The 23,832-nt window shown below is 69.5% G+C and carries 17 protein-coding genes and 1 pseudogene; 6 read left to right on the top strand and 12 right to left on the bottom strand.

Features of this window, described 5'->3' with window-relative positions; all coding sequences use genetic code 11:
- Positions 1–190: 190 nt before the first annotated feature.
- Positions 191–1,237 carry a hypothetical protein gene (locus tag ACIHFB_RS07105; protein ID WP_365279303.1) on the top strand — a complete coding sequence of 349 codons (1,047 nt, stop codon included), beginning with the start codon at positions 191–193 and terminating at the stop codon, positions 1,235–1,237.
- A gap of 95 nt (positions 1,238–1,332) precedes the next feature.
- Here the strand turns inward: ACIHFB_RS07105 and ACIHFB_RS07100 are convergent, their stop codons facing one another.
- The 3 genes from ACIHFB_RS07100 to ACIHFB_RS07090 form a co-directional block, all read right to left on the bottom strand.
- Positions 1,333–2,475: a serine hydrolase domain-containing protein gene (locus tag ACIHFB_RS07100; RefSeq protein ID WP_365279306.1), complete on the bottom strand. Its 1,143-nt coding sequence runs from the start codon at positions 2,473–2,475 to the stop codon at positions 1,333–1,335.
- A gap of 100 nt (positions 2,476–2,575) precedes the next feature.
- Positions 2,576–4,345 carry a TIGR03767 family metallophosphoesterase gene (locus tag ACIHFB_RS07095; RefSeq protein WP_400125738.1) on the bottom strand — a complete coding sequence of 590 codons (1,770 nt, stop codon included), beginning with the start codon at positions 4,343–4,345 and terminating at the stop codon, positions 2,576–2,578.
- A gap of 231 nt (positions 4,346–4,576) precedes the next feature.
- Positions 4,577–5,035: an NUDIX hydrolase gene (locus ACIHFB_RS07090; RefSeq protein WP_365279312.1), complete on the bottom strand. Its 459-nt coding sequence runs from the start codon at positions 5,033–5,035 to the stop codon at positions 4,577–4,579.
- 260 nt (positions 5,036–5,295) lie between these two features.
- Here ACIHFB_RS07090 and ACIHFB_RS07085 point away from each other — a divergent pair, with 260 nt between their 5' ends.
- Complete coding sequence (locus ACIHFB_RS07085) at positions 5,296–8,580, top strand: S8 family serine peptidase (protein WP_400125736.1); 3,285 nt, start codon at positions 5,296–5,298, stop codon at positions 8,578–8,580.
- A 48-nt stretch (positions 8,581–8,628) separates the two neighbouring features.
- Here ACIHFB_RS07085 and ACIHFB_RS07080 read toward each other — a convergent pair whose 3' ends face one another.
- Together ACIHFB_RS07080 and ACIHFB_RS07075 are read right to left on the bottom strand one after the other, a co-directional pair.
- Positions 8,629–9,339, bottom strand: coding sequence for a hypothetical protein (locus ACIHFB_RS07080; protein ID WP_365279317.1), 711 nt, complete (start codon positions 9,337–9,339; stop codon positions 8,629–8,631).
- Position 9,340: 1 nt separating this feature from the next.
- Positions 9,341–9,862 carry a sigma-70 family RNA polymerase sigma factor gene (locus ACIHFB_RS07075; protein ID WP_365279320.1) on the bottom strand — a complete coding sequence of 174 codons (522 nt, stop codon included), beginning with the start codon at positions 9,860–9,862 and terminating at the stop codon, positions 9,341–9,343.
- Positions 9,863–10,071: 209 nt separating this feature from the next.
- On the opposite strand from ACIHFB_RS07075, the gene ACIHFB_RS07070 reads away from it, so the two are divergent.
- Complete coding sequence (locus ACIHFB_RS07070; RefSeq protein WP_365279323.1) at positions 10,072–11,088, top strand: aspartate-semialdehyde dehydrogenase; 1,017 nt, start codon at positions 10,072–10,074, stop codon at positions 11,086–11,088.
- Positions 11,089–11,139: 51 nt separating this feature from the next.
- Here the strand turns inward: ACIHFB_RS07070 and ACIHFB_RS07065 are convergent, their stop codons facing one another.
- The 3 genes from ACIHFB_RS07065 to ACIHFB_RS07055 are packed head-to-tail and all read right to left on the bottom strand — an operon-like array spanning position 11,140 to position 12,233.
- Positions 11,140–11,487 (bottom strand): type II toxin-antitoxin system PemK/MazF family toxin, encoded by a 348-nt coding sequence (locus tag ACIHFB_RS07065; protein ID WP_365279326.1) that lies wholly within the window; start codon positions 11,485–11,487, stop codon positions 11,140–11,142.
- The gene (locus ACIHFB_RS07060; protein WP_365279329.1) at positions 11,474–11,704 is read right to left on the bottom strand and encodes a ribbon-helix-helix domain-containing protein; all 231 of its coding nucleotides are present in this window, start codon (positions 11,702–11,704) and stop codon (positions 11,474–11,476) included. The genes ACIHFB_RS07065 and ACIHFB_RS07060 overlap by 14 nt, the downstream gene beginning before the upstream one ends.
- A gap of 58 nt (positions 11,705–11,762) precedes the next feature.
- Positions 11,763–12,233 (bottom strand): DUF1203 domain-containing protein, encoded by a 471-nt coding sequence (locus ACIHFB_RS07055; protein ID WP_365279332.1) that lies wholly within the window; start codon positions 12,231–12,233, stop codon positions 11,763–11,765.
- A 120-nt stretch (positions 12,234–12,353) separates the two neighbouring features.
- On the opposite strand from ACIHFB_RS07055, the gene pepN reads away from it, so the two are divergent.
- Entirely contained in the window at positions 12,354–14,933 is a 2,580-nt protein-coding gene (gene pepN / locus ACIHFB_RS07050) for an aminopeptidase N (protein WP_365279335.1), read from the top strand.
- A 585-nt stretch (positions 14,934–15,518) separates the two neighbouring features.
- Positions 15,519–18,640 (top strand): annotated as a pseudogene (locus ACIHFB_RS07045) (RHS repeat-associated core domain-containing protein).
- Between the two features lie 582 nt (positions 18,641–19,222).
- Here ACIHFB_RS07045 and ACIHFB_RS07040 read toward each other — a convergent pair.
- From ACIHFB_RS07040 to ACIHFB_RS07030, 3 genes are all read right to left on the bottom strand, one after another.
- The gene (locus ACIHFB_RS07040) at positions 19,223–20,128 is read right to left on the bottom strand and encodes a LysR family transcriptional regulator (RefSeq protein WP_365279346.1); all 906 of its coding nucleotides are present in this window, start codon (positions 20,126–20,128) and stop codon (positions 19,223–19,225) included.
- A 9-nt stretch (positions 20,129–20,137) separates the two neighbouring features.
- On the bottom strand, positions 20,138–21,046 hold the full coding sequence (locus ACIHFB_RS07035; RefSeq protein ID WP_365279588.1) for a DMT family transporter: 909 nt from the start codon (positions 21,044–21,046) through the stop codon (positions 20,138–20,140).
- A gap of 142 nt (positions 21,047–21,188) precedes the next feature.
- Positions 21,189–22,640, bottom strand: coding sequence for an FAD-dependent monooxygenase (locus tag ACIHFB_RS07030; protein ID WP_365279349.1), 1,452 nt, complete (start codon positions 22,638–22,640; stop codon positions 21,189–21,191).
- A 128-nt stretch (positions 22,641–22,768) separates the two neighbouring features.
- Here ACIHFB_RS07030 and ACIHFB_RS07025 point away from each other — a divergent pair, with 128 nt between their 5' ends.
- Positions 22,769–23,368 (top strand): TetR family transcriptional regulator, encoded by a 600-nt coding sequence (locus ACIHFB_RS07025; protein WP_365279352.1) that lies wholly within the window; start codon positions 22,769–22,771, stop codon positions 23,366–23,368.
- A 111-nt stretch (positions 23,369–23,479) separates the two neighbouring features.
- Here the strand turns inward: ACIHFB_RS07025 and ACIHFB_RS07020 are convergent, their stop codons facing one another.
- Entirely contained in the window at positions 23,480–23,755 is a 276-nt protein-coding gene (locus ACIHFB_RS07020; protein ID WP_365279355.1) for a hypothetical protein, read from the bottom strand.
- Positions 23,756–23,832: the final 77 nt, after the last annotated feature.

Raw genomic sequence — 23,832 nt, 5'->3', positions numbered from 1 at the left:
CGGCCCTCCGTGACCGTTACGGAATTCAGGCAATAGCAGCCGTAACCCCTGGTCCAACCCGAACGGACCAGGGGTTTTCCATGCCTACTCGGCATCCGAACACCCGTCCTTTAGTGCTGGGTTGTCCGGTTTTGTCGACGGACGTGTAACAGCGGTTAGGGGACGGATCGGACGCGGAAGCCTCCGGGTCATGAACCACAACACCCCGCTCCCCCCGCTCTCCCCCCGCCCCCTTCGCCACCTCTCCGAGGTGCACCGCCGCGTGATGACCGCGGCCCAGCTGCGCTCGCACGGTGTGTCCGCGGCCGACACCAACGACCAGTGCCGGGCCGGCGGCCCGTGGCAGCAGATCCTGCCGGGCGTCGTCCTGCTCCACCCGGGCCCGCCGACCAGCGAGGAGCGACTGCACGCGGTACTGATGTACGCGGCGCGCGAGTCGTCCCCGGGAGTGCCCGCACAACCCGGCGCGGAAGACCCGCACCGACCGGTCTACGCGGAGGCCATGATCACCGGCCTGGCCGCGCTGGCCCTGCACGGTTTCGCCTCCGCTCCCCCGCTGCTGTCCCTGGAGAAGATCGACGTCCTGGTCCCACGGCTGCGGCGGCTGCGCTCCACGGGTCCGGCACGGATCGTCCGTACGGCGGCCCTGCCCACCCCGCAAGGGGTCACCGGCGTGCCCGTCGCCCCCGTGCCGCGGGCCCTCGCCGACGCGGTCTCGGGCCTGGCCGACGCGGGCGCCGTACGCCGTCTGCTCACCGAGGCCGTCCGCGGCGGCCACTGCGAACCGGCCTCCGTCGTCCGGGAGTTGAACAACGCCAAGCTGCTCAGCCGGCCGCACGTCGTGGACGCCGTCGACTCCCTGCTCGCCGAGGGCCGCGCCATCGCGGAGGACCGCCTGTACCGCATGGTCCGCGAACACGGTCTGCCCGACCCGGTGTGGAATGTCGACCTGCGGCTACCCGGAGGCCCTCACCTCGGCGGCCTGGACGCCTACTGGCCCGACCAGGCCGTCGCCGTGGAACTGGACACCCGGGCCCCCCGCCAGGACGAAGACGCCCTCTGGTCCGAGTACGCCCGCAAGCGCGAGCACCTGGAGCGCCTCGGCATCACCGTCGTCCACATCACGCCGAAGAAGCTCCGTGACTCGACGGAACAGCAGGCGGCGGTGGTCCGTACGGCCCTGATGGCGGCCGCCGACCGCGATCCGGCCGCGTATGTCGTGGTGCTGCCCCGGTAGTGACGGACCGGGACCGGCATCAGGAGGGGAGAGGAGGGGCCGCGGCGCGCTGCCGACGGCCCCTCCTCACATGCCGGCACCCGGCGGTCCCCCGGTCAATTGCCGCAGAACTCCCCCTCGATCACCGCGACACCGTCCCCCGTCCAGTCCCCGTTGAAGTTGAACGCGAGGGAGTGGCGGCCGTCGGCGGTGGTGAGGGCCACCGACGAGGAGCCGTGGATGCCGCCCTCGTGGCCCCAGACGTGGATACCGCAGCTGAGCTCGACGTCCATGAGGCCGAGCCCGTAACGGGTTTCGTTCGTGTGGGGGTTCGCGACCGTGGTCTTCATCTCCTTCAGTTGCTCGGCCGGCAGCAGCCTGCCCTGCAACAGGGCCCGGTAGAAGCGGTTCAGGTCCGCCGAGTCGGAGATCATCTCGCCCGCTGCCGAGGCCAAGGAGGGGTTGAGCTCCGTGACGTCGTACGTCGGTCCCGTCACCTCCTCCGCCAGCTTGGAGTAGGCGCGACCGCTGGGTTGCGGGAGCGTGGCCCGGGTGCCGGGGACGGACGTGCCGGTGAGGTGCAGGGGTTCGATGATGCGGCGGCGCACCTCGTCGCCGTACCGGTGTCCCGTGGCCTTCTCGATCACCATGCTCGCCAGCACGTAGTTCGTGTTCGAGTAGCTCCAGGAGGTGCCGGGCGCGAAGTCCGGCTTGTGCTTCATCGCGATCGCCACCAGGTGCCGGGGCGTCACGGTGTCGTAGCGGTGCTCGAAGAACCCCTCCGCCATGAAGTACGTACGGACGAAGTCGTCGTCGCCGGTGTAGTTGTAGATGCCGCTGGTGTGGTTGAGGAGTTGCCGGACGGTGATCTGCCCACCGTCGTGGCCGTTGCCCTCGACGACACCCGGCAGCCACTTGTCCACCGTGTCGTCCAGGGACAGCCTGCCCTCGGCCTCCAGCTGGAGCAGCACGGTGGCCACGAAGGTCTTGGTGATGCTGCCGACGCGGTAGCGGTCCTGTGCCGAACGCGGCTGGTCCGTCTCGACGTCGCCGACACCGGCCGTCGCGGACCAGGTGCCGCGGCCGTCCTTCACGGTCGCCGTCACACCGGGCACGCCGGCCTCGACGGCCGCCTCGATCGCCTTGCGGGTGGCGCCGTGGCCGCCGCCGCTGCCGGTGGCGGCCACGGCGGGTCCCGCGAATGCCACCGCCGACAGCGCGACTGCCGTCGCCGCGGCCAGGGTCGTCCGTACGGTCATGTCCCATCCCCCACTTCCTGCACTCCCTTGAGCACGGTCGCGGGGAAGGACCCGGGGTCCTGGAGCAGGGTTGCCGCGCGGAAGGGGGGTTGAGTGACTTTCAGCCCTTCTTCAGCACCAGCTCCGTGTTCCGGTCGCCGGCCCCGCCTCCGAGGCTTGTGCTGCTGCCCGGGGCGTTGAAGGACAGCTCGCGGTAGAGGGCGGCCAGGCCGGTCTGGGAGAGGTCGGTGAAGTCCGTGCGGTGCGGGGCCGCGGACTCGATGAGGGTGGTGAACAGCGACAGTGTGCCGTCCTTGTTGTCCACCACCTCGATGATGCGGGCGAGTTGGGGGAAGTCCACGTGCGAGGCGGTGGAGATCTCCCAGAAGGAGTGGCCGCCGGACCCGGTGTGCGGGGTGACGACGTTCTTGTGGATGTGGCCGTTGACCCAGGCGAGGGCGTTCGGGTGGCGGCCGAGCACGCCGAGGACGTCCTCGCCGCCGTGCCGGCGGTCGTTCGGGCGGGCCGGGTCGGGGCGCAGGTTCGTCATGGTCCCGCTGGTGTGGTGACTGAAGACGATCGCGTACGAGGAGTTGGTGCGTGCCTGCTTCAGCGTCCGGTCCAGCCAGTTCAGCTGGGCGGCCCCGATGGAGCCGTTGTAGTGGCCGCCCGCGTCGGTGGTGTCGAGGCTGATGCCGATCACGTCGTCGGAGATGCGGAAGCTGTAGTACTGGGTGCCCGCCTCGACGTTCGCCGCGGAGTAGCCGTGTCCGACCGGGCCCGCGCCCTTGTACGCCGGGTCCAGGTGGGCCTTGATGTACTCGGCGGCGGTGAACGGGGCGCGCTGCTCGTCCGGGGTGACCGAGCGCAGGTCGCGGGCGTGTGCCTTGAGCAGGTCGCGGAAGTAGGTCCCCTTGGGGTCCGAGTCGCCCTTGAGGGTGTCCTGGAGCTTCCTCGCCTCGGACGCCGACAGGCTCATCAGCTTCCTTCCGCCGGCGGCGAACTCGGCGAGGTAGGAGTCGCCGTGGCCGTACGTGCCCAGCGGCATCGCGTCGTGGTTGCCGACCGTGGAGTACCAGGGGATGGTCAGTCCCGGGCTGTTCATCTCGCGGATCGCGGCGGCCAGGAAGCCTTCGAGGTGCGGGAAGCCGAGCTGCTTGTCGGCGTCGCGGGTGGTGGATTCCGGCTGCCAGTACTGCTTGAGGCCGCTGTTCTGGACGCCCTCGTAGTGCCGCGGGTCCCCGGTGTTGGGCGTGACCCGGCCGCCGCTCATGATCTTCAGGAACCACTCCAGCTCGGACTTGGCGTTGTTGTCCGTGTTGTCGCCGGTGGTCATGGCGAAGTGGAGCGGGGAGCCGGTGACGGGGGCTCCCCGCAGCGCGTTGACCCGCTCGACCAGGGAGATCGCGCCCGGCACGGTCAGCGCCTCGTGCGGCCGCCAGGCGTGCACGTCCGCCGAGCGCAGGAACTCCAGGCGCAGCGGGTGCTGGCTGTCGATCAGATGCAGATCGGTGAGCTGCACGAACGCGGCGAGCGCGGTACGGCGGCCCGCGCGCCCCGACTTGGGCGCGGCCAGCTCGCTGCGGACGACGCGCTGCCAGCCGGGGCCGTCCCCCAGCCGTCGGTAGCCGGAGGAGGTGCGGGGGGCGGCGACGGCGGCGAGCGTGGTGCCGCGTGTGTAGGGCACGAGGGGTGCTGCGGCGGCGGTGCGGGCGGGGGCGACCGGGGCCTCGGCGGCGGCGCGCGCGTCGGTGGCGGTGGCGGCCTCGCTGTCGGTGGGCCGCAGGGCGTAGCCGACACCGACGGACAGGGACACCGCCCCGGTGGCGGCGAGCAGCGTACGACGGTGGACCCCCAGCGTGGAGCCGGCGACAGAGCGTATCCGCGACATGCGCGTATCTCCCCGATTGCGAACGCGTCGACAGTGGTCACGGGCCGTCGCCGACGCGAACAGCCCGTTCTTACTGGATCGTTGGCAGTAGGGGTGACCTGCGCGTAAACAGGACCACAACGCGCAACGCCGATCACCGTACGTGGATCTTGGATCACCCTGCGCGTATTCGACCGCTCGGCGAACGTCCGGGAGTCGGTCACTCCGTGTTCATCTTCCGGGGTACAGAACCTAGTCCCGCCCCTTCACGACATGCCCCGACACCGGCCGCTCCCGCCACAGCCGCAGGCCGATGTCGACGAGACCCACACGGTTCAGCGCCGGTACGGCGTCCAGGTCGTGCCAGGCGGCCAGGTCCGTGGTGCCGCCGACTTCGTGGCGGAGTTCGCCGCCGACGATGCGGCCCTCGTAGAGGACCCGAACGGCGTGGTGGTCGACGTCGCGGCGGAAGCGGCGGGGGATGGTGACGTGCCGGGAATGCACCCCGAGGAGCCCCGCGACCTCGATCCGGTAGCCGGTCTCCTCGTCGACCTCGCGCAGGACGGTGTCGTAGGGATCCTCGCCGTGCCACATGCCACCGCCGGGCAGCGTCCACTCCGGGGTGCCGTCCGCGCCGTCGCCGCGGGCGAGCAGGAGTTGTCCGTCGCGGACGCATATGGCGTAGGCCGCCACCCTCGACTTCTTGCGCACATACGGACGTTAACGGGCGGAGTCCGGATTGACCGGCGAAGCGTGAAGTGACAGGAGTCTTGTCCGTGTTTGTGAGTTATCCCCGCAAAAATCATCGCGGGTTTTCCCCACACATTCATTTCGTTTCGGTCAACACTCCCCAAACAACTGTCCCTTGCGTAAAGCTGTGCGATCGTCCGGGTTCGCATTCCGGACCACCGTGACCGGGGTTGACCGGCCCGGTCGCGCCACGATCGTTCCTTTACCTACAAGGGATGCCGATGACCCTCACCCCCCAGCGCGATCCGATATCGGGTGCAAGACGTGTGGCCCGAATAGCCGTGGCGGCGGGTCTCGTCGCCGCGCTCTCCGCGGCCGGGCCGATACCCATGGCCATGTCCGCCGACCAGTCCGCGCCCGCGGCCGACCCCGCCGTCAAGTCCGCCCACGACAAGCTCGGTTCGGACGACGCCGATCTGCTCGCCGACGCCAAGGCCGACGGTGCCAAGACGGTCACGATGATGGTGGCCACGGCGCCCGGCAAGACCGAGCAGGTCGCCGAGCAGCTCGACGCGGTCAAGGGCGGCCTGGTCGGCCGTACCTACGACAAGCTCGGCTACGTCCGCGCCACCGTCCCCACCGGCAAGGCGGACTCGGCCATCGCCGCCGCCACGAAGCTCTCCTCCGTGCACGGCATCGACCTGCGCGAGGAGATACCCCTCGACGATCCGACGCCGAGCGCGGACACCGCCAAGAGCGCGACGGCCACGGGCACTTACCCGGCCCCCGGCAAGAAGACGCCCGCCGAGAACCCGTACAACCCGTCCTTCGAGACGGGCGCCGTCGACTTCGTGGACGAACACCCGAAGGCGGACGGCCGCGGCATCACCATCGGCATCCTGGACTCGGGCGTGGACCTGGGCCACCCGGCGCTCCAGAAGACCACCACCGGCGAGCGCAAGATCGTCGACTGGGTGACGGCGACCGACCCGGTCGTGGACGCCGACCGCACCTGGCGCCCGATGCTCACCTCGGTGTCCGGGCCGACGTTCACCTTCGGCGGCAAGACCTGGACGGCGCCCGCGGGCTCGTACCAGATCAGCACCTTCCTGGAGTCGTACACCACCGGCGGCGACGCGGCGGGCGACGCCAACCGCGACGGCGACAAGACCGACTCCTGGGGCGTCCTCTACGACGCCGCGGCCGGCACGGTCCGGGTCGACCTGAACAACAACAACGACTTCGGTGACGACGCGCCGATGAAGCCGTACAAGGACGGCTTCCAGATCGGTTACTTCGGCACCGACGACCCGTCGACCGACGTCGCCGAGCGCCAGCCCTTCGTCATCGAGATCCGCAAGGACGTCGTCTACAACGCGGCCGGCGCGAAGGCCGACTTCGTCAACATCGGCGTCATCGAGTCCGAGCACGGCACGCACGTCGCCGGCATCACCGCCGCCAACGGCCTGTTCGGCGGCGAGATGAACGGCCAGGCCCCCGGCGCGAAGATCGTCTCGTCCCGTGCCTGCACCTGGACCGGCGGCTGCACCAACGTCGCGCTCACCGAGGGCATGATCGACCTCGTCACCAAGCGCGGTGTCGACATCGTCAACATGTCCATCGGCGGTCTGCCCTCGCTCAACGACGGCAACAACGCGCGCGCCGAGCTGTACACCCGGCTCATCGACGAGTACGGCGTGCAGCTGGTGATCTCCGCGGGCAACTCCGGCCCCGGCGCGAACACCATCGGCGACCCCGGTCTGGCCGACAAGGTCATCTCGGTCGGCGCGACCATCTCCAAGAAGACGTGGGCCGCGAACTACGGCTCGGCGGTGCAGAAGTCGTACGCGATGATGCCGTTCTCCTCGCGCGGTCCGCGTGAGGACGGCGGGTTCACGCCGACGCTCTCCGCGCCCGGCGCCGCGATCAACACCATCCAGACCTGGCTGCCGGGCGCCCCGGTCGCCGAGGCGGGCTACTCGCTGCCGGCCGGCTACGGCATGCTCCAGGGCACCTCGATGGCGTCCCCGCAGGCGGCCGGCGCATCCGCGCTGCTCCTGTCCGCCGCCGAGCAGAAGGGCATCGCGCTCACCCCGGCGAAGCTGCGCACCGCCCTCACCTCGACCGCCGACCACATCAGTGGGGTCCAGGCGTACGAGGAGGGCGCGGGCCTGATCAACATCGTGGACGCCTGGGACTCCATCAAGGACGGCGCCACCGCCCACGACTACACGGTCAAGGCACCGGTCGACACCGCGATCGACTTCGCCCTGAAGACGCCCGGCTTCGGCACCGGTCTGTACGACCGTGAGGGCGGCCTGAAGGCGGGCCAGAAGAAGACGTACGACGTCACCATCACCCGTACGTCCGGCGCGGACCGCCCGCTGAAGCACGAGCTGTACTTCGAGAACAACGCGGGCGGCACCTTCAAGATCGTCGGCTCCGACGTCGTCAAGCTGCCGCTGAACGAGCCGGTGACCGTCAAGGTCCAGGCCGCGCCGAAGTCCGCCGGTCTCAAGAGCGCGATCCTCGAGATCGACGACCCGCGCACCGAGGGCATCGACAAGCAGGCCCTGAGCACGGTCGTGGTCTCGGCGCCGCTGAAGTACACCTACTCCGCGTCGGGTTCGGTGCAGCGCAACAGCACCATGTCCTACTTCGTGACCGTGCCCGAGGGCGCGAAGTCGCTTCAGGTCGCGATCGGCGGGCTGAAGGACAAGAGCCAGACCCGGTTCATCGCCATCCACCCGTACGGCGTTCCGATCGACAACACCTCCACGCCGTTCTGCTACAACAACTACCTCGACGGCAACGGCTGCAAGCCCGACGTGCGCTCGTACGCCGACCCGCAGGCCGGTGTCTGGGAGATCGAGGTCGAGTCGCGCCGTACGTCGCCGCTGCTCGACAACCCGTACACGCTGGACGCCGAGGTCCTCGGCGCGTCCTTCGACCCCGAGGTCGTGACCGTGCCCGAGGCCAAGGTCGGCACCCCGGCCGAGGCGTCCTGGAAGGTCACGAACAACTTCGCCGCCCTGGACGGCAAGCTGGTCGGCGGCCCGCTCGGCTCGTCCAGGACGGACCGGCCGACCATCGCCGACGCCGGGACCCAGACCAGCACGGTCGTGGTGCCCGAGGGCGCCGAGTCGCTGGACGTGGCCATCGGCAACGTCTCCGACACGGCCGCCGACCTCGACCTGGCGGTGCTGAACGCGGCCGGCGAGGAAGTCGCCTCGTCCGCGGACGGCGACTCGGAGGAGGCGGTCTCCATCGCCAAGCCCGCCGCCGGTACGTACACCGTCGTGGTCGCCGGCTACTCCGTCCCGTCCGGCTCCACGGCCTACGACTACCTGGACGTGTTCTTCGCGTCCACGCTCGGCACCGTCACCGTCGACGAGTCGACGCCGGTGAAGCTGGGCACGGGCGCGTCGGCGACGGTGTCCGGTTCCGTCACCGCCAAGGCGGCCGCCCCCGAGGGACGCGAGTTCTTCGGCCGGGTCCAGCTGGTGAACGCCCGCGGCACGGTCGCGGGCCTCGGCAGCGTGAAGATCGAGAAGGTCATCCCGTAGTCACTACGGCAGTCGGGGCGGGCGTCCGTGACGGGCGCCCGCCCCTTCTCATGCGCAGTCCAGGTCGGCGGCCTCGGACTCCGCCCCACTGAGCCGGGCGCGTTCGCGGGCGATGTTCTGTTCGCCGGCGATCACCTTGTCGGGGACGGCCCCCTTGTCCGGGATGCCGATCAGGAGGTGGGCGTCCTTGCGGATACGGGAGTCGCCGGGGTCGCCCGTGAGGAAGGTGATCTCCTTCTTGCCCTCGGCGGGCTTGTAGTAGCGGGTGACGTCCAGGGTGACGCGGTCCTGCTCGCTGCCGGGGAGCGGATCGACGGCGACGACCGTGCCCTCGACGACGATGCGGGCGCAGGCGAGGTACTGGGCGGTGCCGTCCTTGGACGCGGTGGCCGCTTCACCGGCGGAGTCCGACGAGCCCCCGTCGGCGGCCCCCATGCCCCCCGACTGGGCGATGAGCCACCCCATCCCCGCGAACATCGCGACGGCACACGCCACGGCGAGCCCGCTCAGCGCGATCTTGAACCCATGGCGCCAGGACGGTCGTACCGCGACGGGCTTCTCGGCCCTCTTCCTCACCTTCACCGGCTCGGCGGCCAGCGCGTCCCCGATGATCCCCAACTGCTCGCGCAGCAGCGCCACATCGGCGGCAGCAGAGCGGTGTTCGGCCATGAAGGCGGCGTCCGCGCGGGCCTCGTCCGTGAGCGGCTCGTCGGTGAGCGCGGCCATCAGCGCGTCGGCGCCGTTGTGTTCGGCGGTCACGTCACACCACCTCGTCCTCGTGCAGGCGGGCGCGCAGAGCCCGTACCGCCGTGTGCAACCTGCTCTTGACCGTGCCTTCCGGGATGCCGAGCTCGTCGGCGATCGAGCGGACCGGCAGGTCGGCGTAGAAGCGCAGGACGAGGACCTGGCGCTGGGAGTCGGGGAGCTCGTCGAGTCCCTGGGCCACGGCGAGGGAGAGCACGCTGGTGTCCTCGCCCGAGGGGTGCTCCAGCTGGCGCAGGGAGGCGAGCCGCTCGCCGATGCGCTCCTGCCGGCGCTTGGCGCGGTGCCAGTCCATGGCCAGGTTGGAGGCGACGACGGCCGCCCATGCGGAGACGTCGCGCGGGGCCTCGTACCCCTTCGCCGCCCGCTCCAGCAGCCGCAGGCGGACCTGCTGCACCCCGTCCGGCAGGTCCGTCTGCGGCACACCGCCCAGCGCGAGCACCGCCCGCACCCGGCGTTCCTGAGCCGCGTCCAGAGGATCATCGTCCTCTTGGACACGGCGGGCCTTTCTGCGCAGCACAAGCCACCCCCCTCACCGCGTTTCCTCTACGACGCAGCAGCCGGCGGAAACGTTCGGCCGGCCCCCGGGAAATTCATACAGAGGCGTACGTCACACGGTCCGGCGTTCCACTCCTCGGGCATGGAGAGCAAAGAATTGGACAGGTGGACCGGGGTCGGCCGCATGATGGAAAAGCCGCAGACATGCACGTACACGTAGAAGGAGTCGCCGTGAGGGTCGGAATCGTCGGAGCCACCGGTCAGGTCGGCACGGTCATGCGCAGGATCCTCAAGGAGCGCGCCTTCCCGGTCACCGAGCTGCGGCTGTTCGCCTCGGCCCGCTCGGCGGGGACGACCCTGGACGGCGTGACGGTGGAGGACGCGGCGACCGCCGACTACACGGGCCTGGACATCGTGCTGTTCTCTGCGGGCGGCGCGACCTCCAAGGCGCTGGCCGAGAAGGTCGCCGCGCAGGGCCCGGTCGTGATCGACAACTCCTCGGCCTGGCGCAAGGACCCGGACGTACCGCTGGTGGTGTCCGAGGTGAACCCGCACGCGATCGCCGACCGGCCCAAGGGCATCATCGCCAACCCGAACTGCACGACGATGGCCGCGATGCCGGTCCTGAAGCCGCTGCACGCGGAGGCCGGTCTGGAAGCCCTGGTCGTCGCCACCTACCAGGCTGTGTCCGGCTCGGGTCTGGCGGGCGTGGCGGAGCTGCACGGCCAGGCGCAGAAGGTCGTCGCCGACGCGGACCAGCTGACGCACGACGGCGGCGCGGTCGACTTCCCGGAGCCCGGCGTCTACAAGCGCCCGATCGCCTTCAACGTGCTCCCCCTCGCCGGTTCGATCGTCGACGACGGTCGAGACGAGACCGACGAGGAGCAGAAGCTGCGCAACGAGTCCCGGAAGATCCTGGAGATCCCGGAGCTCAAGGTCTCCGGCACCTGCGTGCGCGTCCCCGTCTTCTCCGGCCACTCCCTCCAGGTCAACGCCCGCTTCGCGCGCCCGATCAGCGCCGAGCGCGCGACCGAGCTGCTGGCCGGCGCCCCGGGCGTCGAGCTCACCGACATCCCGACCCCCCTCCAGGCCGCCGGCCAGGACCCGTCGTACGTCGGCCGCATCCGCACCGACGAGACCGTCGACCACGGCCTCGCCCTCTTCATCTCCAACGACAACCTCCGCAAGGGCGCGGCCCTGAACGCGGTACAGATCGCGGAGCTGGTGGCGGCGGAGCTGGGCAAGTAACACGCCCGAAGGGGCGCCCACCGGTGGACGGTGGGCGCCCCTTCTTGGTGTTCAGAGGGCCAAATGCAGCCGAAGCGCCGCATCGATCTGGGCCATGCGCTGATGAGGTACCGAACCGATCGGCCGCAGCAGCCGCTCCAGGGCCAGGGCGCGAACTTGCTCGCACCGCACCTTGGAGTCCTTGAGCAGACCGCACTCCCCTGCGGGAAGCAGCACTTGGAACGGATGGACGCGGGAGGTGTTCGTCGTCAGGGGAACCAGCGTCACCACGCCTCGCCCGGTTCGCTCCACCGCCGTGTTGGCACCGTCGTTCGAGACGATCACCGCCGGACGCGCCTTGTTGGCCTCACTGCCGCGCACTGGCTCGTAGTCGACCAGGTAGATGTCACCGCGCTTCATCAGTGAGTCCGTCCGCCGAGAACTGGTCCCAGAACTCGGCGTCCTCACTGCCGTCCCACTCGGCGAACGCCTCCGCGTACTCCTGCTCCAGATGGGCGCGCCGCAGCAGCTCGATGGCGTCGTGTATCACAGCCGACCGGGACTCGGCTTCCGTGCGGGCGGCGTAGCCGTCCACGAACGCGACATCCTCCTGCGGCAAGCTCACACTGATCTTCACACCCTCAACGTAACAGAAGGCTACCATCCTTGCTACCATTAGTACTACCCATGGGTGGCTACCCCTTGCGTACCTCATAGAGGAAGCACCCGTACTCCACGGCCCGCACATGGACGAGCACCACGGCCGGGTCATCGAAGGCCTGCCGGAAGGCCTCGTCGTCGGGGGCGTCGACCAGCGCTCCGCCCAGGATGCGACCCTCGGCGGAGTAGCGCCGGACCGTGCGGTGGGCGCCCGCGAAGGGATAGCCGTCCGGATCGGGGCCCGAGCACTCCTCGGCGTGGATGAAGACCGGACCCTGCTCGTCGTACGCGCCGGGATCCGCGCCCGTCCGAGCCGCCCAGCGACGCAGCGGGGCGTACGAGACGAGGGCGATCCGCTCCCCCGGCTCACTGCGCCGCAGACAGCAGCGCAGCGGCGCCCCGCCCTCCTCGTCGGTCACGGGAACCAACTCGCGCCCCGCGTCGTCAGCAGAACGCAGCTCCTTCAGGATCACGGGGGTGATGGGTCGTGCGATGTACGTCGTCATGCGACCAGCGTCGCGCTCGTCCGGCCCGCTCACCGGCGGGATCCGGACATCGCGTTTCGTGCAGGTCCCGTGGAAGGATGACCGAACCGCCGAACCTACCCATATCGAGGAGATGACCGCGTGCCTGGCACAAACCTGACTCGCGAAGAGGCGCAGCAGCGAGCCAAGCTGCTCACCGTTGACTCGTACGAGATCGATCTCGACCTCTCCGGCGCGCAAGAGGGCGGTACCTACCGGTCCGTGACCACGGTGCGCTTCGACGTCACCGAAACCGGCGCGGAGTCCTTCATCGACCTGGTCGCCCCGACCGTCCACGAGGTCACCCTCAACGGCGATCCGCTCAACCCCGACGAGGTCTTCAAGGACTCCCGGATCGCCCTGCAGGGGCTTCTGGAAGGCCGGAACATCCTCCGCGTCGTCGCCGACTGCGCGTACACCAACACCGGCGAGGGCCTGCACCGGTTCGTCGACCCGGTCGACAACCAGGCCTACCTCTACACCCAGTTCGAGGTCCCGGACGCCCGCCGCGTCTTCGCGTCGTTCGAGCAGCCCGACCTGAAGGCCACCTTCCAGTTCACCGTGAAGGCGCCGACGGGCTGGACCGTCATCTCCAACTCCCCGACGCCCGAGCCCAAGGACGACTCCTGGGTGTTCGAGCCGACGCCGCGGATCTCGTCGTACATCACGGCTCTGATCGTCGGGCCGTACCACTCGGTCCACAGCGTGTACGAGAAGAACGGCCAGAGCGTCCCGCTGGGCATCTACTGCCGCCCCTCCCTCGCCGAGTACCTCGACTCGGACGCGATCTTCGAGGTCACCCGGCAGGGCTTCGACTGGTTCCAGGAGAAGTTCGACTACGCGTACCCGTTCAAGAAGTACGACCAGCTGTTCGTGCCGGAGTTCAACGCGGGCGCGATGGAGAACGCGGGCGCGGTGACCATCCGCGACCAGTACGTCTTCCGGTCGAAGGTGACCGACGCGGCCTACGAGATGCGCGCCGAGACGATCCTGCACGAGCTGGCCCACATGTGGTTCGGCGACCTGGTCACCATGGAGTGGTGGAACGACCTGTGGCTGAACGAGTCGTTCGCCACGTACACCTCCATCGCCTGCCAGGCGTACGCCCCCGAGTCGCGCTGGCCGCACTCCTGGACCAGCTTCGCCAACTCCATGAAGACGTGGGCCTACCGGCAGGACCAACTGCCGTCCACCCACCCGATCATGGCCGAGATCCGCGACCTGGACGACGTGCTGGTCAACTTCGACGGCATCACGTACGCGAAGGGCGCCAGCGTCCTGAAGCAGCTCGTCGCGTACGTCGGCATGGACGAGTTCTTCCGGGGCGTGCAGGCCTACTTCAAGGCGCACGCGTACGGCAACACGCGCCTGTCGGATCTGCTGGGCGCCCTGGAGGAGACCTCCGGGCGTGATCTGAAGACCTGGTCGAAGCTGTGGCTGGAGACGGCCGGCATCAACATCCTGCGCCCGGAGATCGAGACCGACGCGAACGGCGTCATCACCTCCTTCGCCATCCGCCAGGAGGCCCCGGCGCTCCCCGCCGGCGCCAAGGGCGAGCCGACCCTCCGCCCGCACCGCATCGCCGTCGGCCTGTACGACCTGGACAGTTCAGAAGGCGCCAGCGGCAAGCTGGTCCGTGACGAGCGCATCGAGCTGGACGTGGACGGCGAACTGACCGCCGTACCGCAGCTGGTGGGCAAGCGCCGCCCGGACGTGATCCTGCTCAACGACGACGACCTCTCGTACTCCAAGGTCCGCCTCGACGAGAAGTCGCTCGCCTTCGTGACCGAGCACCTGGGCGACTTCGAGTCGTCGCTGCCGCGCGCCCTGTGCTGGGCGTCGGCATGGGACATGACGCGCGATGCGGAGCTGGCGACCCGCGACTACCTCTCCCTGGTCCTGTCGGGCATCGGCAAGGAGTCCGACATCGGCCTCGTGCAGTCGCTGCAACGCCAGGTGAAGCTGGCGATCGACCTGTACGCGGCGCCGGCCACCCGCGAGGCCCTGCTGACCCGCTGGACGGACGCCACGCTGGCCCATCTGCGGGCGGCGGCGCCCGGCAGCGACCACCAGCTGGCGTGGGCGCGGGCGTTCGCGGCGACGGCTCGTACGCCGGAGCAGCTGGACCTGCTCGATGCGCTGCTGGACGGTTCCCACACGATCGAGGGCCTGGACGTCGACACCGAGCTGCGCTGGGCGTTCGTCCAGCGGCTCACGGCCGTGGGCCGGTTCGACGAGGCGGAGATCGCGGGCGAGTACGAGCGCGACAAGACGGCGGCGGGCGAGCGGCACGCGGCGACCGCCCGGGCGGCCAGGCCCACCCAGGAGGCGAAGGCGGAGGCCTGGGCGTCGGTCATCGAGTCCGACAAGCTCCCCAACGCCGTCCAGGAAGCGGTCATCTCGGGCTTCGTCCAGACCGATCAGCGCGAACTCCTGGCGCCGTACGCCGACACGTACTTCGAGGTCGTCAAGGACATCTGGGACTCCCGCTCGCACGAGATCGCCCAGCAGATCGCGATCGGCCTCTACCCCACCGTCCAGGTCTCCCAGGAGACGCTCGCCAAGACCGACACCTGGCTGGCCTCCGCCGAGCCCAACGCGGCCCTGCGCCGGCTGATCTCGGAGTCCCGCTCGGGCGTGGAGCGGGCACTGAAGGCCCAGGCGGCGGACGCGGAGCAGTAGTTCGTAGTCCGGCCCTTCGTTAGTCAGTCCTTCGTACGTCGATGAGGGGCGCCCGGCGTTGTCGCGCCGGGCGGCCCTCATTCGTACGGTCAGTCAGCGGGCCGAAGACTCTCCGGCTCCGGCCTCTCGATGCGCGCGAGCCGGTATACGCCCCAAAGTTCCCGCCCTTCCTCACAGCCATCCCGCGCCGCGCTGACGCACTTGCAGCCATCACACTTGAGAACGTGCTCGAACCACAGGCGATAGGCGCGCAGCGTGGCGTCCTCGGCGCACTGCACGTTGGGCGCGCGCTCGCGAGGATGGCACCCCACATCTGAGGTGACGGACAGTCATCCATTCAAGTGCCTGTGATACACAGTGCAACGTCGACGCTCCTTCGTGGCGTTGGCCACACCCCGGGACCGTCGCGAGCGGTTGCCGGGGTCTGTTGGTCTTCGACCCCAGGAGCGGTGCGAGCGTTGCAGGGGCGTGATCGCCTCATTAGCTGTCACTGCGCTCACCATTTCGGCGATGCCGGCAGTCGCCGCGCCTGATGAGCCGAACAAACCGGTCTCGGTGTGGGGCCAGGGCGGCGAGAAAGCGAAGATGCCGCCGGTGAAGGTCGGCACGACCAAGGCGCCGAAGACGGCCAAGGAGAAGGTTTCGGAGCAGTTGGCCCGGTGGCGTGCCGCGCAGGAGGACCGCGCTCGCACCGGCGAGGTGCCGCGGAGCGCCAGGGCGGCGATTGAGGCGGTCGTGCCCGAGGGACAGGGGCAGGTGCCGTGGCATCAGATCTCCGATGTACGGGTGACCGACTCGCTCGTGGCACGGGTGAACTACTCGAACGGCAACCTGATGCTCGCCGCAACGGACTTCCAGGTCGCCGGGGTCGGCAAGTCGCTGCAACTGACGAGGACGTACAACTCTCTGGATCGGTGTCCTTCACGAAGAAGGCGGACGGAACGTACACGACCCCCAAGGGGTACCGTCTGGATCTGGAGAAGACCTCCGGCGGCGAGTACACGGTGACCGAGCGCGGCTCGGGCACGAAGGACACCTACAGTGCTTCCGGCACGCTGGTTAGGGTGACCGACCGCAACGGCGGCCACATCCTCATCGACCAGCACGACGAGGGCACCGAGCACAAGGGCTTCAAGCTCACCGAGTCCCGCTCCGGCCGCAGCATCGACATGCTCAAGACCGATGCATCGCAGTGGCAGGCCAAGGACAACACCGGCCGAACCGTCGTCTACGACCTGAACCCCTCCGGGGACCTGGCCAGGACCACGGACGCCGAGGGCAAGGCCACCTCCTTCGGCTATGACACCGACCGCCGTCTGACGAAGATCACCACCCCGGAGGGGCGGGTCACGGTCTTCACCTACGACAGCAACAACCGTGTCACCTCCATGAAGCGCGCCACCGGCTTCGACGGCTCCGGCGAGACGGGCCCCACCTACACCTACGCCTACACCGCAGACACTCCGGGCGAGGCCGGGGTCACCACCGTCACCGACCCGGCAGGGAACCAGACCAAGTACACCCATACCGTGGACGGTTCAGTCACAAAGGTCACTGACGCTCTCGGCCGGAACCGGGACCGTACCTACGACGCCAACCTGAACCTCGAGACGGCCACGGACGCCATGGGCACCGGCTCCGACCCGGCCAACGTCACTGCTTACGGCTGGGACGCCCGCTCCAACCCCAGCAGCCTGAAACTGCCCACCGGCGCCACCGCCGCCCTGACCGGTTATCAGACGATCGCCGGGGCGGACGTACCCGGGAAGATCACGAGCGCGGACGGGGTGGAGGTCAGCTACAGCTACGACTCCGCGGGCAACACCACCAAGGAAACCGTGGCCGGGACGGACGGCGGCACCCGCACGTTCACCTACAACCCCGCCACCCCCACCTGCGGTGGCTTCGAGGGCCAGCGATGTGAGGTGAAGGACGCCAACGGCAAAACGACCAAGTTCCACTACGACATCAACGGCAACCTGACGAAGACCACCCTGCCCGGCCCCCTCGGCGAAACCACGTACACATACGACAGCGCGGGCCGGCCCGAAACCGTCATCGACGGCCGGGTCATCAAGACGGTGTTCGTGTACGACAACCGTGACCGGATCACCAAGGTGTCCAGTACGAACATGACCGTCACTTACGCATGGGACGGCGACGGCAACCTCAAGCAGCGATCGGACGCCACCGGCATCACCAAGTACGACTTCGATCCCCTCAACCGGGAAACGGTCCGGACTCTCCAGGACGGCTCGCAGACCGTCCTCGAATACACGGCCGAGGGCAACGTCGAGTCCTACACAGACCCGTCGGGCACGGTGGAGTACACATACAGCAAGACGCACAACCTGCTCTCCCTCACCGACCCACAGGGCAAGAAGACGACGTACGAGTACAACGCCAACGACGCCCGCACCAAGACGAGCCTTCCCGCAGGCATCACGGAGACGGTTACGCGGGACAAGTCCAACCGGGCGACACGGATCACGGCGGCCTCCGACGCGGAGGGAACCCTGATCGACCTCGCCTACAGCTACGCCTACACCAGCGGCGGCGAGACCGTGGACGGCACGCAGATCCGCTCCCGCACCGACCACGTGGACGGCCTGAAGCGGACCTACGACTACGACTCCGTCGGACGCCTGAAGTACGCCGAGGAAACTGAGGGCTCGGCGGTCAACAACAGCTGGCTGTACTGCTACGACAAGGCCGGCAACCTCACCTCCCAGAACGGCAACCTACCTGGCCTGCGTAGTGTTCAGGCCGATGACACCTGCCCCGGAGGCAGTGCCTACACGTACAACGACGCCTCTCAGCTCACCGCCCGCGACGGCAGCACCGATGGCTGGTCCTACGACAAGGCGGGCAACGAGACCGCGGCGAACCCCACTACGGACACCGCACGCTCCGGCGGGCAGTGGAACGACTTCTCCCAGCTCACCTCCATGAGCCAGAGCGGCAAGGAGTAAGAGGGCCGCTACGCGTCCACCGACCAGTCCGAGCGCACGCAGTTCGGCGACACCAGCTTCCACCACGGGCCGGTCGGCCTCTCCGCCCAGACCGAGGCCGGGGTGGACATGAACTTCACCCGCGAGCCGTCCGGAAACCTCCACTCCTTCCGCACCAAGAGCGAGACGTACTACTACCTCACCGACGCCCTCGGCACAGTCGAGGCCGTGGCCAACTCCCAGGGGAAGAAGGCCAACTGGTACTACTACAGCCCCAACGGCATCACCGACGCCACCGAACAGGTCCCGCAGCCCTACCGTTTCGCGGGCGGCTACCAGGACCCGACCGGGCTCTACCACAACAAGGCCCGCTACCTCGACCCGAACATCGGACGCTTCACCCAGCCCGATCCGGCCGGCCTCGAAGCCAACCCGTACCTCTACGCCTCCGGCGATCCCACCAACATCATCGACCCCACCGGCCTGTTCGGGTGGTCGGACATCGGTGAGGGCTTGGGAGGAGCCGTCGGGACCGTAGTCGGCGTTGCAGCTACAGCGGCCCTGTGCTCCACAGGCGTCGGGTGCATCGTCGCCGGAGCAGTCATCGTCGGCCTCAGCTCAGGATCCGGCGCAGCCATAGGATCAGCCGCACTCGGCGGCAACAACGAGGATCGCACCGATGCCTTCATCAACGGAACAATCTGGGGAGCGCTCGGTGCGACCCCAGCCAGCGCCTGGCTCGGACGCTACCTGTGAGGTAACAGACACCATGTGACAAGGGCCTGCGAGCGTATGCCGTCTCGCAGGCCCTCAACGGGAAGAGAGGAGCGCTGCCATGAGAAGAAACTGGCCTAGTCTGCGGCGTCGTTGGCATGGAGCACTCCTTATGAGCATCTTCGGAGGCGTTGTATCAGGACCACCGGAGTTTTTCGACTCCGGTATCGGCTGGGGCGTTCTGCTGTCCGCTCTGATCGGGGCTGCTGGAGCAGGCATCATCGGCTTTGTGTTCCCTTCGCTTTTGAGCCGTCGCCCAGCGCAACGCCCCCTGCCTCCACCTCCAGCCCATCCTCCACAACCTCCCCCTAATCCATCTGAATGAGCACCTGTGGGGGCGGGCGGCCTGCCGGTAGGCAGCCCCGCGGCGATGGCTCGCCTGCCCCGCAATTTGCACCGCCTATCAGGGATTTGATCCCCCCGAGACCGGTAACCGCACGTTTGCTCTGTCCGAACTGATGGTCCGTACCCCGTGGGTTACGAGACGGTCGGGGAGGTGGTGTCCTTCGAGGGAGCACCTGGGGCTCTCCGTCATGGCGCTCACCCTGCGCCAAAGCAAGTGCCCTAGCCGGACAGCCCCTCAGCAACCTCCCGCAATGCCCCGAGCACCCTCCGCAAGGCGCCCCTCTCCTCCGCCCCCTTCCGCACAGCCGCCACCACATACCGGACCGGCCGGTCTCGGCCCAACTCCCGCATCACCACGCCCTCCCTCGGCACCGCCGCCATCCGCGGCACCAGCGCCACCCCCATCCCCGCCTCCACCATCGCCAGAATCGCGGTCCACCCGGCCGCCGAGTGCCCCTGATACGGGCTGAACCCGGCCGCCTCGCACGCCCCCCTCGTGATGTCGGACCAGGGCCCGCTCCCCCCGAAGATCCACGGCTCGGCGGCGAGGTCGGCGAGCCGCAGCGGTTCGGCGGAGGCGAGCGGATGGTCGTGCGGGAGGGCGACGTCCAGTGGATCGGCGAGCAGGGGCAGCCGGGTGAACCGGGGGTCCGCGGCGCTCGGCGCCTGGGCCGCCAGCGACAGGGCCAGGTCCACCTCTCCGGCGGCCAGCAACTCGTAGGCCTGACCCGCCTCGGCCTCCCGCACCCGCACGCTCACCCCGGGATGCGCGGCCCGAAGGGCCCGTACGGCCGGTACGACCTGGGCGGGCACCGCGGTCGAGAAGGCACCGACCCGCACCTCGCCGACCTCTCCGTGCACATGGGCCGCCAACTCGGCGTCCGCCCGCTCCAGTTGCTCGAACACCGCCTCGGCATGGCGCAGCACCAGCCGGGCCGCGTCCGTGAGCCGCACCCGCCGCCCCTGTGCCTCCAGCAGCGGCACCCCCAGCTGTCCGGCCAGGTTGGTCAACTGCTGCGAGACGGCCGACGGGGTCATCCGCAACGCCTCGGCGGTCGCCGTCACGGTGCCCTGTTCCCGCAGCGTCCGCAGGATCTGAAGTTTCCGGATGTCCCACTCGACCATGGCGGCAACCTATCCGGCGGTGCGACTCGACCCGGCGCCCAGCACGACCCCGCCCAGGATCAGCGCCATGCACAGCACCTGCGCCGGGCCGGTCGACTCGTCGAGCAGCGCCCAGGACAGCAGGGCCACGCAGACCGGCTGGAGGTAGTAGACGACGCCGGCGCGGGTCGGGCCGACCAGTGCGATCGCCGTGTTCCAGGCGAAGAAGGCGAGGGCAGAGGAGGCGATGCCGACGTAGAGGAGGGGCAGGACCGTTCGGGCCGTCGGCTCGAAGCCGCCCTGCACGGCGAGGCTCACACCCTGGGCGGGCAGCAGCAGGACGGTGCCGACGAGGAACGTGGTGAACAGGAAGGCGGCGCCGCCGAGTTCGGCGGGCCTGCGGCGCAGCAGTGCGCTGTACGCGCCGAAACTGCAGGCCGCGGCGATCATCCAGAGGTCGCCCGCCGCGAAGCCGGCTCCTCCGCCCACCAGCAGCACCACACCCGAGCAGGCGATCAGCAGCCCGGCCACCCGGCGCGCGCCGAGCCGTACGCCGCTCGCCCGCTCGTACACCGCCATCAGCACCGGCGCCGCGGCCATGATCATGCCCATGTTGGCGGCGGGCGTGGACACTCCGGCCTGGTTGACGAGCGTGTTGTAGACGGTCACGCCGAGGAGCGAGGCGAGGACCACATAGCCGCGGTGGCGCCGGATCAGCTCCCGCTGCCGCCAGGCCTGCCGGGCGCCGAAGGGGGCGACGACCGCGAGCGCCACCACCCAGCGCCAGAAGGCGTGCTGCACGGGCGGCACGCTGTCGCCCAGAGCCCGGGAGGTGACGAAGCTGCCGGACCAGACGAGGGTGGCCAGAGCGGCGAGGGCGACCCCCAGCACGGGGGCCGCCCTCGATGCCGTACGGGAAGGGGTGGTCCGGTCGGCTATGACGGCCACAGAGGTCCTTTCGCTGGGCGGTGATCGCGGTGATCGCGGTGGATCTACCGTCGCAGCGCGCGACCTGTCAGGTCCATCGAATCTTTTCGATGATTCCCTTCAGTGAAAGTGAAAGATCGATCGCAGGTCGAGGTCAGCCCAGGTGGGCGGCGAGTGCGGCCTCAAGCGCCTCGCTGTCCGCGTCGTCCGTCGCCCAGGCCACATATCCGTCGGGGCGCACCAGCACGGTCGTACGGCGGTCGCCTGCCCAGCGCTCCACGGCCAGCCGGTCCTCGCGGGCGCCGCTCTCCCCGTACTCCTCTGGCGTGATCAGCACGAACCGGCCGCCGCGCAGGGCTTCGTAGAGGCGGCCACTCCTGAGAGCGACGTCGGGGACGCGGGTGCCGGTGAGGCGGTGGGAGCCGCGGGGGGCGGGGTACTTGTAGCCGAGCCCGGAGATCTGGGCGAGGGCCTTGCGCTGGGCGGGCCGGGACACGTTCAGGAAGGCCGAGACGAGGCCGCGTGCGGCGCGCAGTACGGGGCTCTGTGCGCGGGCCAGCCGGACCAGACCGCCGCTGCTGCGCAGCACCGCCTTACCCACGGGGTGGCGTTCGGCCTGGTAGGTGTCGAGGAGGCCCGCGGGTGCCCGGCCCTTGACGGCCGCGGCGAGCTTCCAGCCGAGGTTGGCCGCGTCCTGGAGGCCGGTGTTCATGCCCTGGCCGCCGGCCGGTGAGTGGACGTGCGCGGCGTCCCCGGCGAGGAAGACCCGGCCGACCCGGTACTCCGGCGCCTGGCGCTCGTCGCTGTGGAAACGGGACAGCCAGCGCGCGTCATGCATGCCGTAGTCGGTGCCGAGGGCGCGGCGGGTGACCTCCTTGATCTCGTCGAGGTCGAGCGGGGCGTCGTCGGCCACTTCGTTGCGGCGGTTCCAGCCCATGACGCGGTACCAGCCGTCGCCGAAGGAGGCGATCATCGCGAAGGCGTCGCCCGCGCCGTTGACGGTGAGCACGCCCTCGGGCCGCTGCGCCAGCCGGACGTCCGCCAGGAACAGGGACTTGATGACGGAGACGCCGGGGAAAGGCTGGCCGATCGCCTGGCGTACGGCGCTGTGATGGCCGTCCGCGCCGACGACGTAGGCCGCGCGGCGGGTGACGACCGTGCCGTCCGGGCCGCGTACATCGAGGTCGACGCCGCCCTCGTCCTGGCGCAGCCCGACGACCTCGCTCTCGTACGCGAAGTCGACCCCGGCCTCGCGCGCCCGCCGCTCCAGCAGCCGCTCCACCTCGTACTGCGGGGTGATCAGCAGGAACGGGAAGCGGGACGGGAGTGTGCCCAGGTCGAGCGAGAGGCGGCGGAAGAGGCGCAGGCCGGTGATGGTGTCGCCGGTGGCGAGCAGCGGGTCGGCGAGACCGCGGGCGTCGAGCTGCTCCAGGGTGCGGGCGTGCACACCGAAGGCGCGGGAGAGGTTGCTGATCTTGTGGGGGCGCCTTTCCAGGAGGGTGACGGGGACGCCGGCGGTGGCGAGGTCACCGGCGAGGAGCAGGCCGGTGGGGCCGGAGCCGACGACGATGACGGAGGGGGTGGTGCCGTTGCCGTTGCCGTTCATGGTGGCCTCCTGGGCGCCAACGCTTGTTTGCCAACAACTGTTGACCAACGCTCGTTGACCAACGTAGAGCGGGCCTCGAACCCTGTCAACACTTGTTGGCCTACGCATGTTGGCCTACAGTCGTTGGCATGAGAGTCAGCAACAGCGGCAGCACAGATTCCGGAACCGGCACCCCCCACCGCCGCTCCGACGCCACCCGCACCGCGATCCTCGCCGCCGCCCGTGAGCGCTTCGCGACCGACGGATACGAGCGGGCCACCATCCGCGCCATCGCCAAGGACGCGAGCATCGATCCGTCGATGGTGATGCGCTACTTCGGCAACAAGGAGGGCCTGTTCGCGGCGGTGGTCTCCGTCGATCTCCAGCTGCCGGACCTCGCCGCGCTGCCCCGGCACGACGTCGGAGAGATCCTGGTGCGGCACTTCCTCACCATGTGGGAGGAGAACGAGGTGCTCACGGCGCTGCTCCGGGTCGGCGCCACCAACCAGGCGGGGGCCGAGCGGATGCAGGGCATCTTCCGGGACCAGTTGCTGCCGGTCGCCCGGCACGTGTGTCCCGACCCCGAGCAGATCCCGGCGCGGGCCGCGCTCGTGGCGACGCAGATGCTCGGGCTGGCGCTGACCCGGTACGTCCTGAGGTTCCCGCCGGCCGTCGCGCTCAGCCGCGGGGAGATCGTGGCGTGGCTGGGGCCGACGGTGCAGAGGTATCTGACGGCGCCGAGTCCGTGACGCCGTGAGCCGTGACGCCCCGGAACACGGCAAGGGCGCCGAACCCGCCGTGCGTACGGCGGGTTCGGCGCCCTGGAGAGCGCGCGAGGGCCTGCGGGAAGCCCGGTCAGGTCAGGCCTTCGAGCCGGCCTTGTCCTTGGTCTTGGGGATGGTCACCCGGTGCGCCACGTGCGACTTGTCCAGGACCATCACCAGACCGGCGATGACCGCGAACAGGGCGAGCGGGGCCACGACGAACAGACCCAGCGTCTCGATGACGCTCAGGCCCGTGCCGGGGTCGTCACCGTCGTCGCGGGTGAGCGCGAGCGCGGGAGACGTCATGAGCAGCATCATCAGCGTCGTACCGGCAGCCAGGGCGCCGGCGCGCAGGGCGTTCTTCTTGTCCACGGGGCCAAAGTATCCAACGCCGGGTGGGGGCGCGCGTTCGGGGTGCCGTAAGAGGTGCGCCGGGGCCCGGGCGAGCG

It is taken from the genome of Streptomyces sp. NPDC051963 (genome assembly GCF_044593495.1).
GTDB lineage: Bacteria > Actinomycetota > Actinomycetes > Streptomycetales > Streptomycetaceae > Streptomyces.
This window is presented reverse-complemented; position numbering and strand designations above follow the sequence as displayed.

Bases quoted from the DNA above. Each gene is read 5' to 3' on its own strand.
- ACIHFB_RS07065 (WP_365279326.1), bottom strand. From the start codon at position 11,487: ATGAAGCGCGGTGACATCTACCTGGTCGACTACGAGCCAGTGCGCGGC.
- ACIHFB_RS07040 (WP_365279346.1), bottom strand. From the start codon at position 20,128: ATGGTCGAGTGGGACATCCGGAAACTTCAGATCCTGCGGACGCTGCGG.
- ACIHFB_RS07025 (WP_365279352.1), top strand. From the start codon at position 22,769: ATGAGAGTCAGCAACAGCGGCAGCACAGATTCCGGAACCGGCACCCCC.
- ACIHFB_RS07055 (WP_365279332.1), bottom strand. From the start codon at position 12,233: ATGACGACGTACATCGCACGACCCATCACCCCCGTGATCCTGAAGGAG.
- ACIHFB_RS07100 (WP_365279306.1), bottom strand. From the start codon at position 2,475: ATGACCGTACGGACGACCCTGGCCGCGGCGACGGCAGTCGCGCTGTCG.
- ACIHFB_RS07085 (WP_400125736.1), top strand. From the start codon at position 5,296: ATGACCCTCACCCCCCAGCGCGATCCGATATCGGGTGCAAGACGTGTG.
- ACIHFB_RS07095 (WP_400125738.1), bottom strand. From the start codon at position 4,345: ATGTCGCGGATACGCTCTGTCGCCGGCTCCACGCTGGGGGTCCACCGT.
- ACIHFB_RS07030 (WP_365279349.1), bottom strand. From the start codon at position 22,640: ATGAACGGCAACGGCAACGGCACCACCCCCTCCGTCATCGTCGTCGGC.
- ACIHFB_RS07105 (WP_365279303.1), top strand. From the start codon at position 191: ATGAACCACAACACCCCGCTCCCCCCGCTCTCCCCCCGCCCCCTTCGC.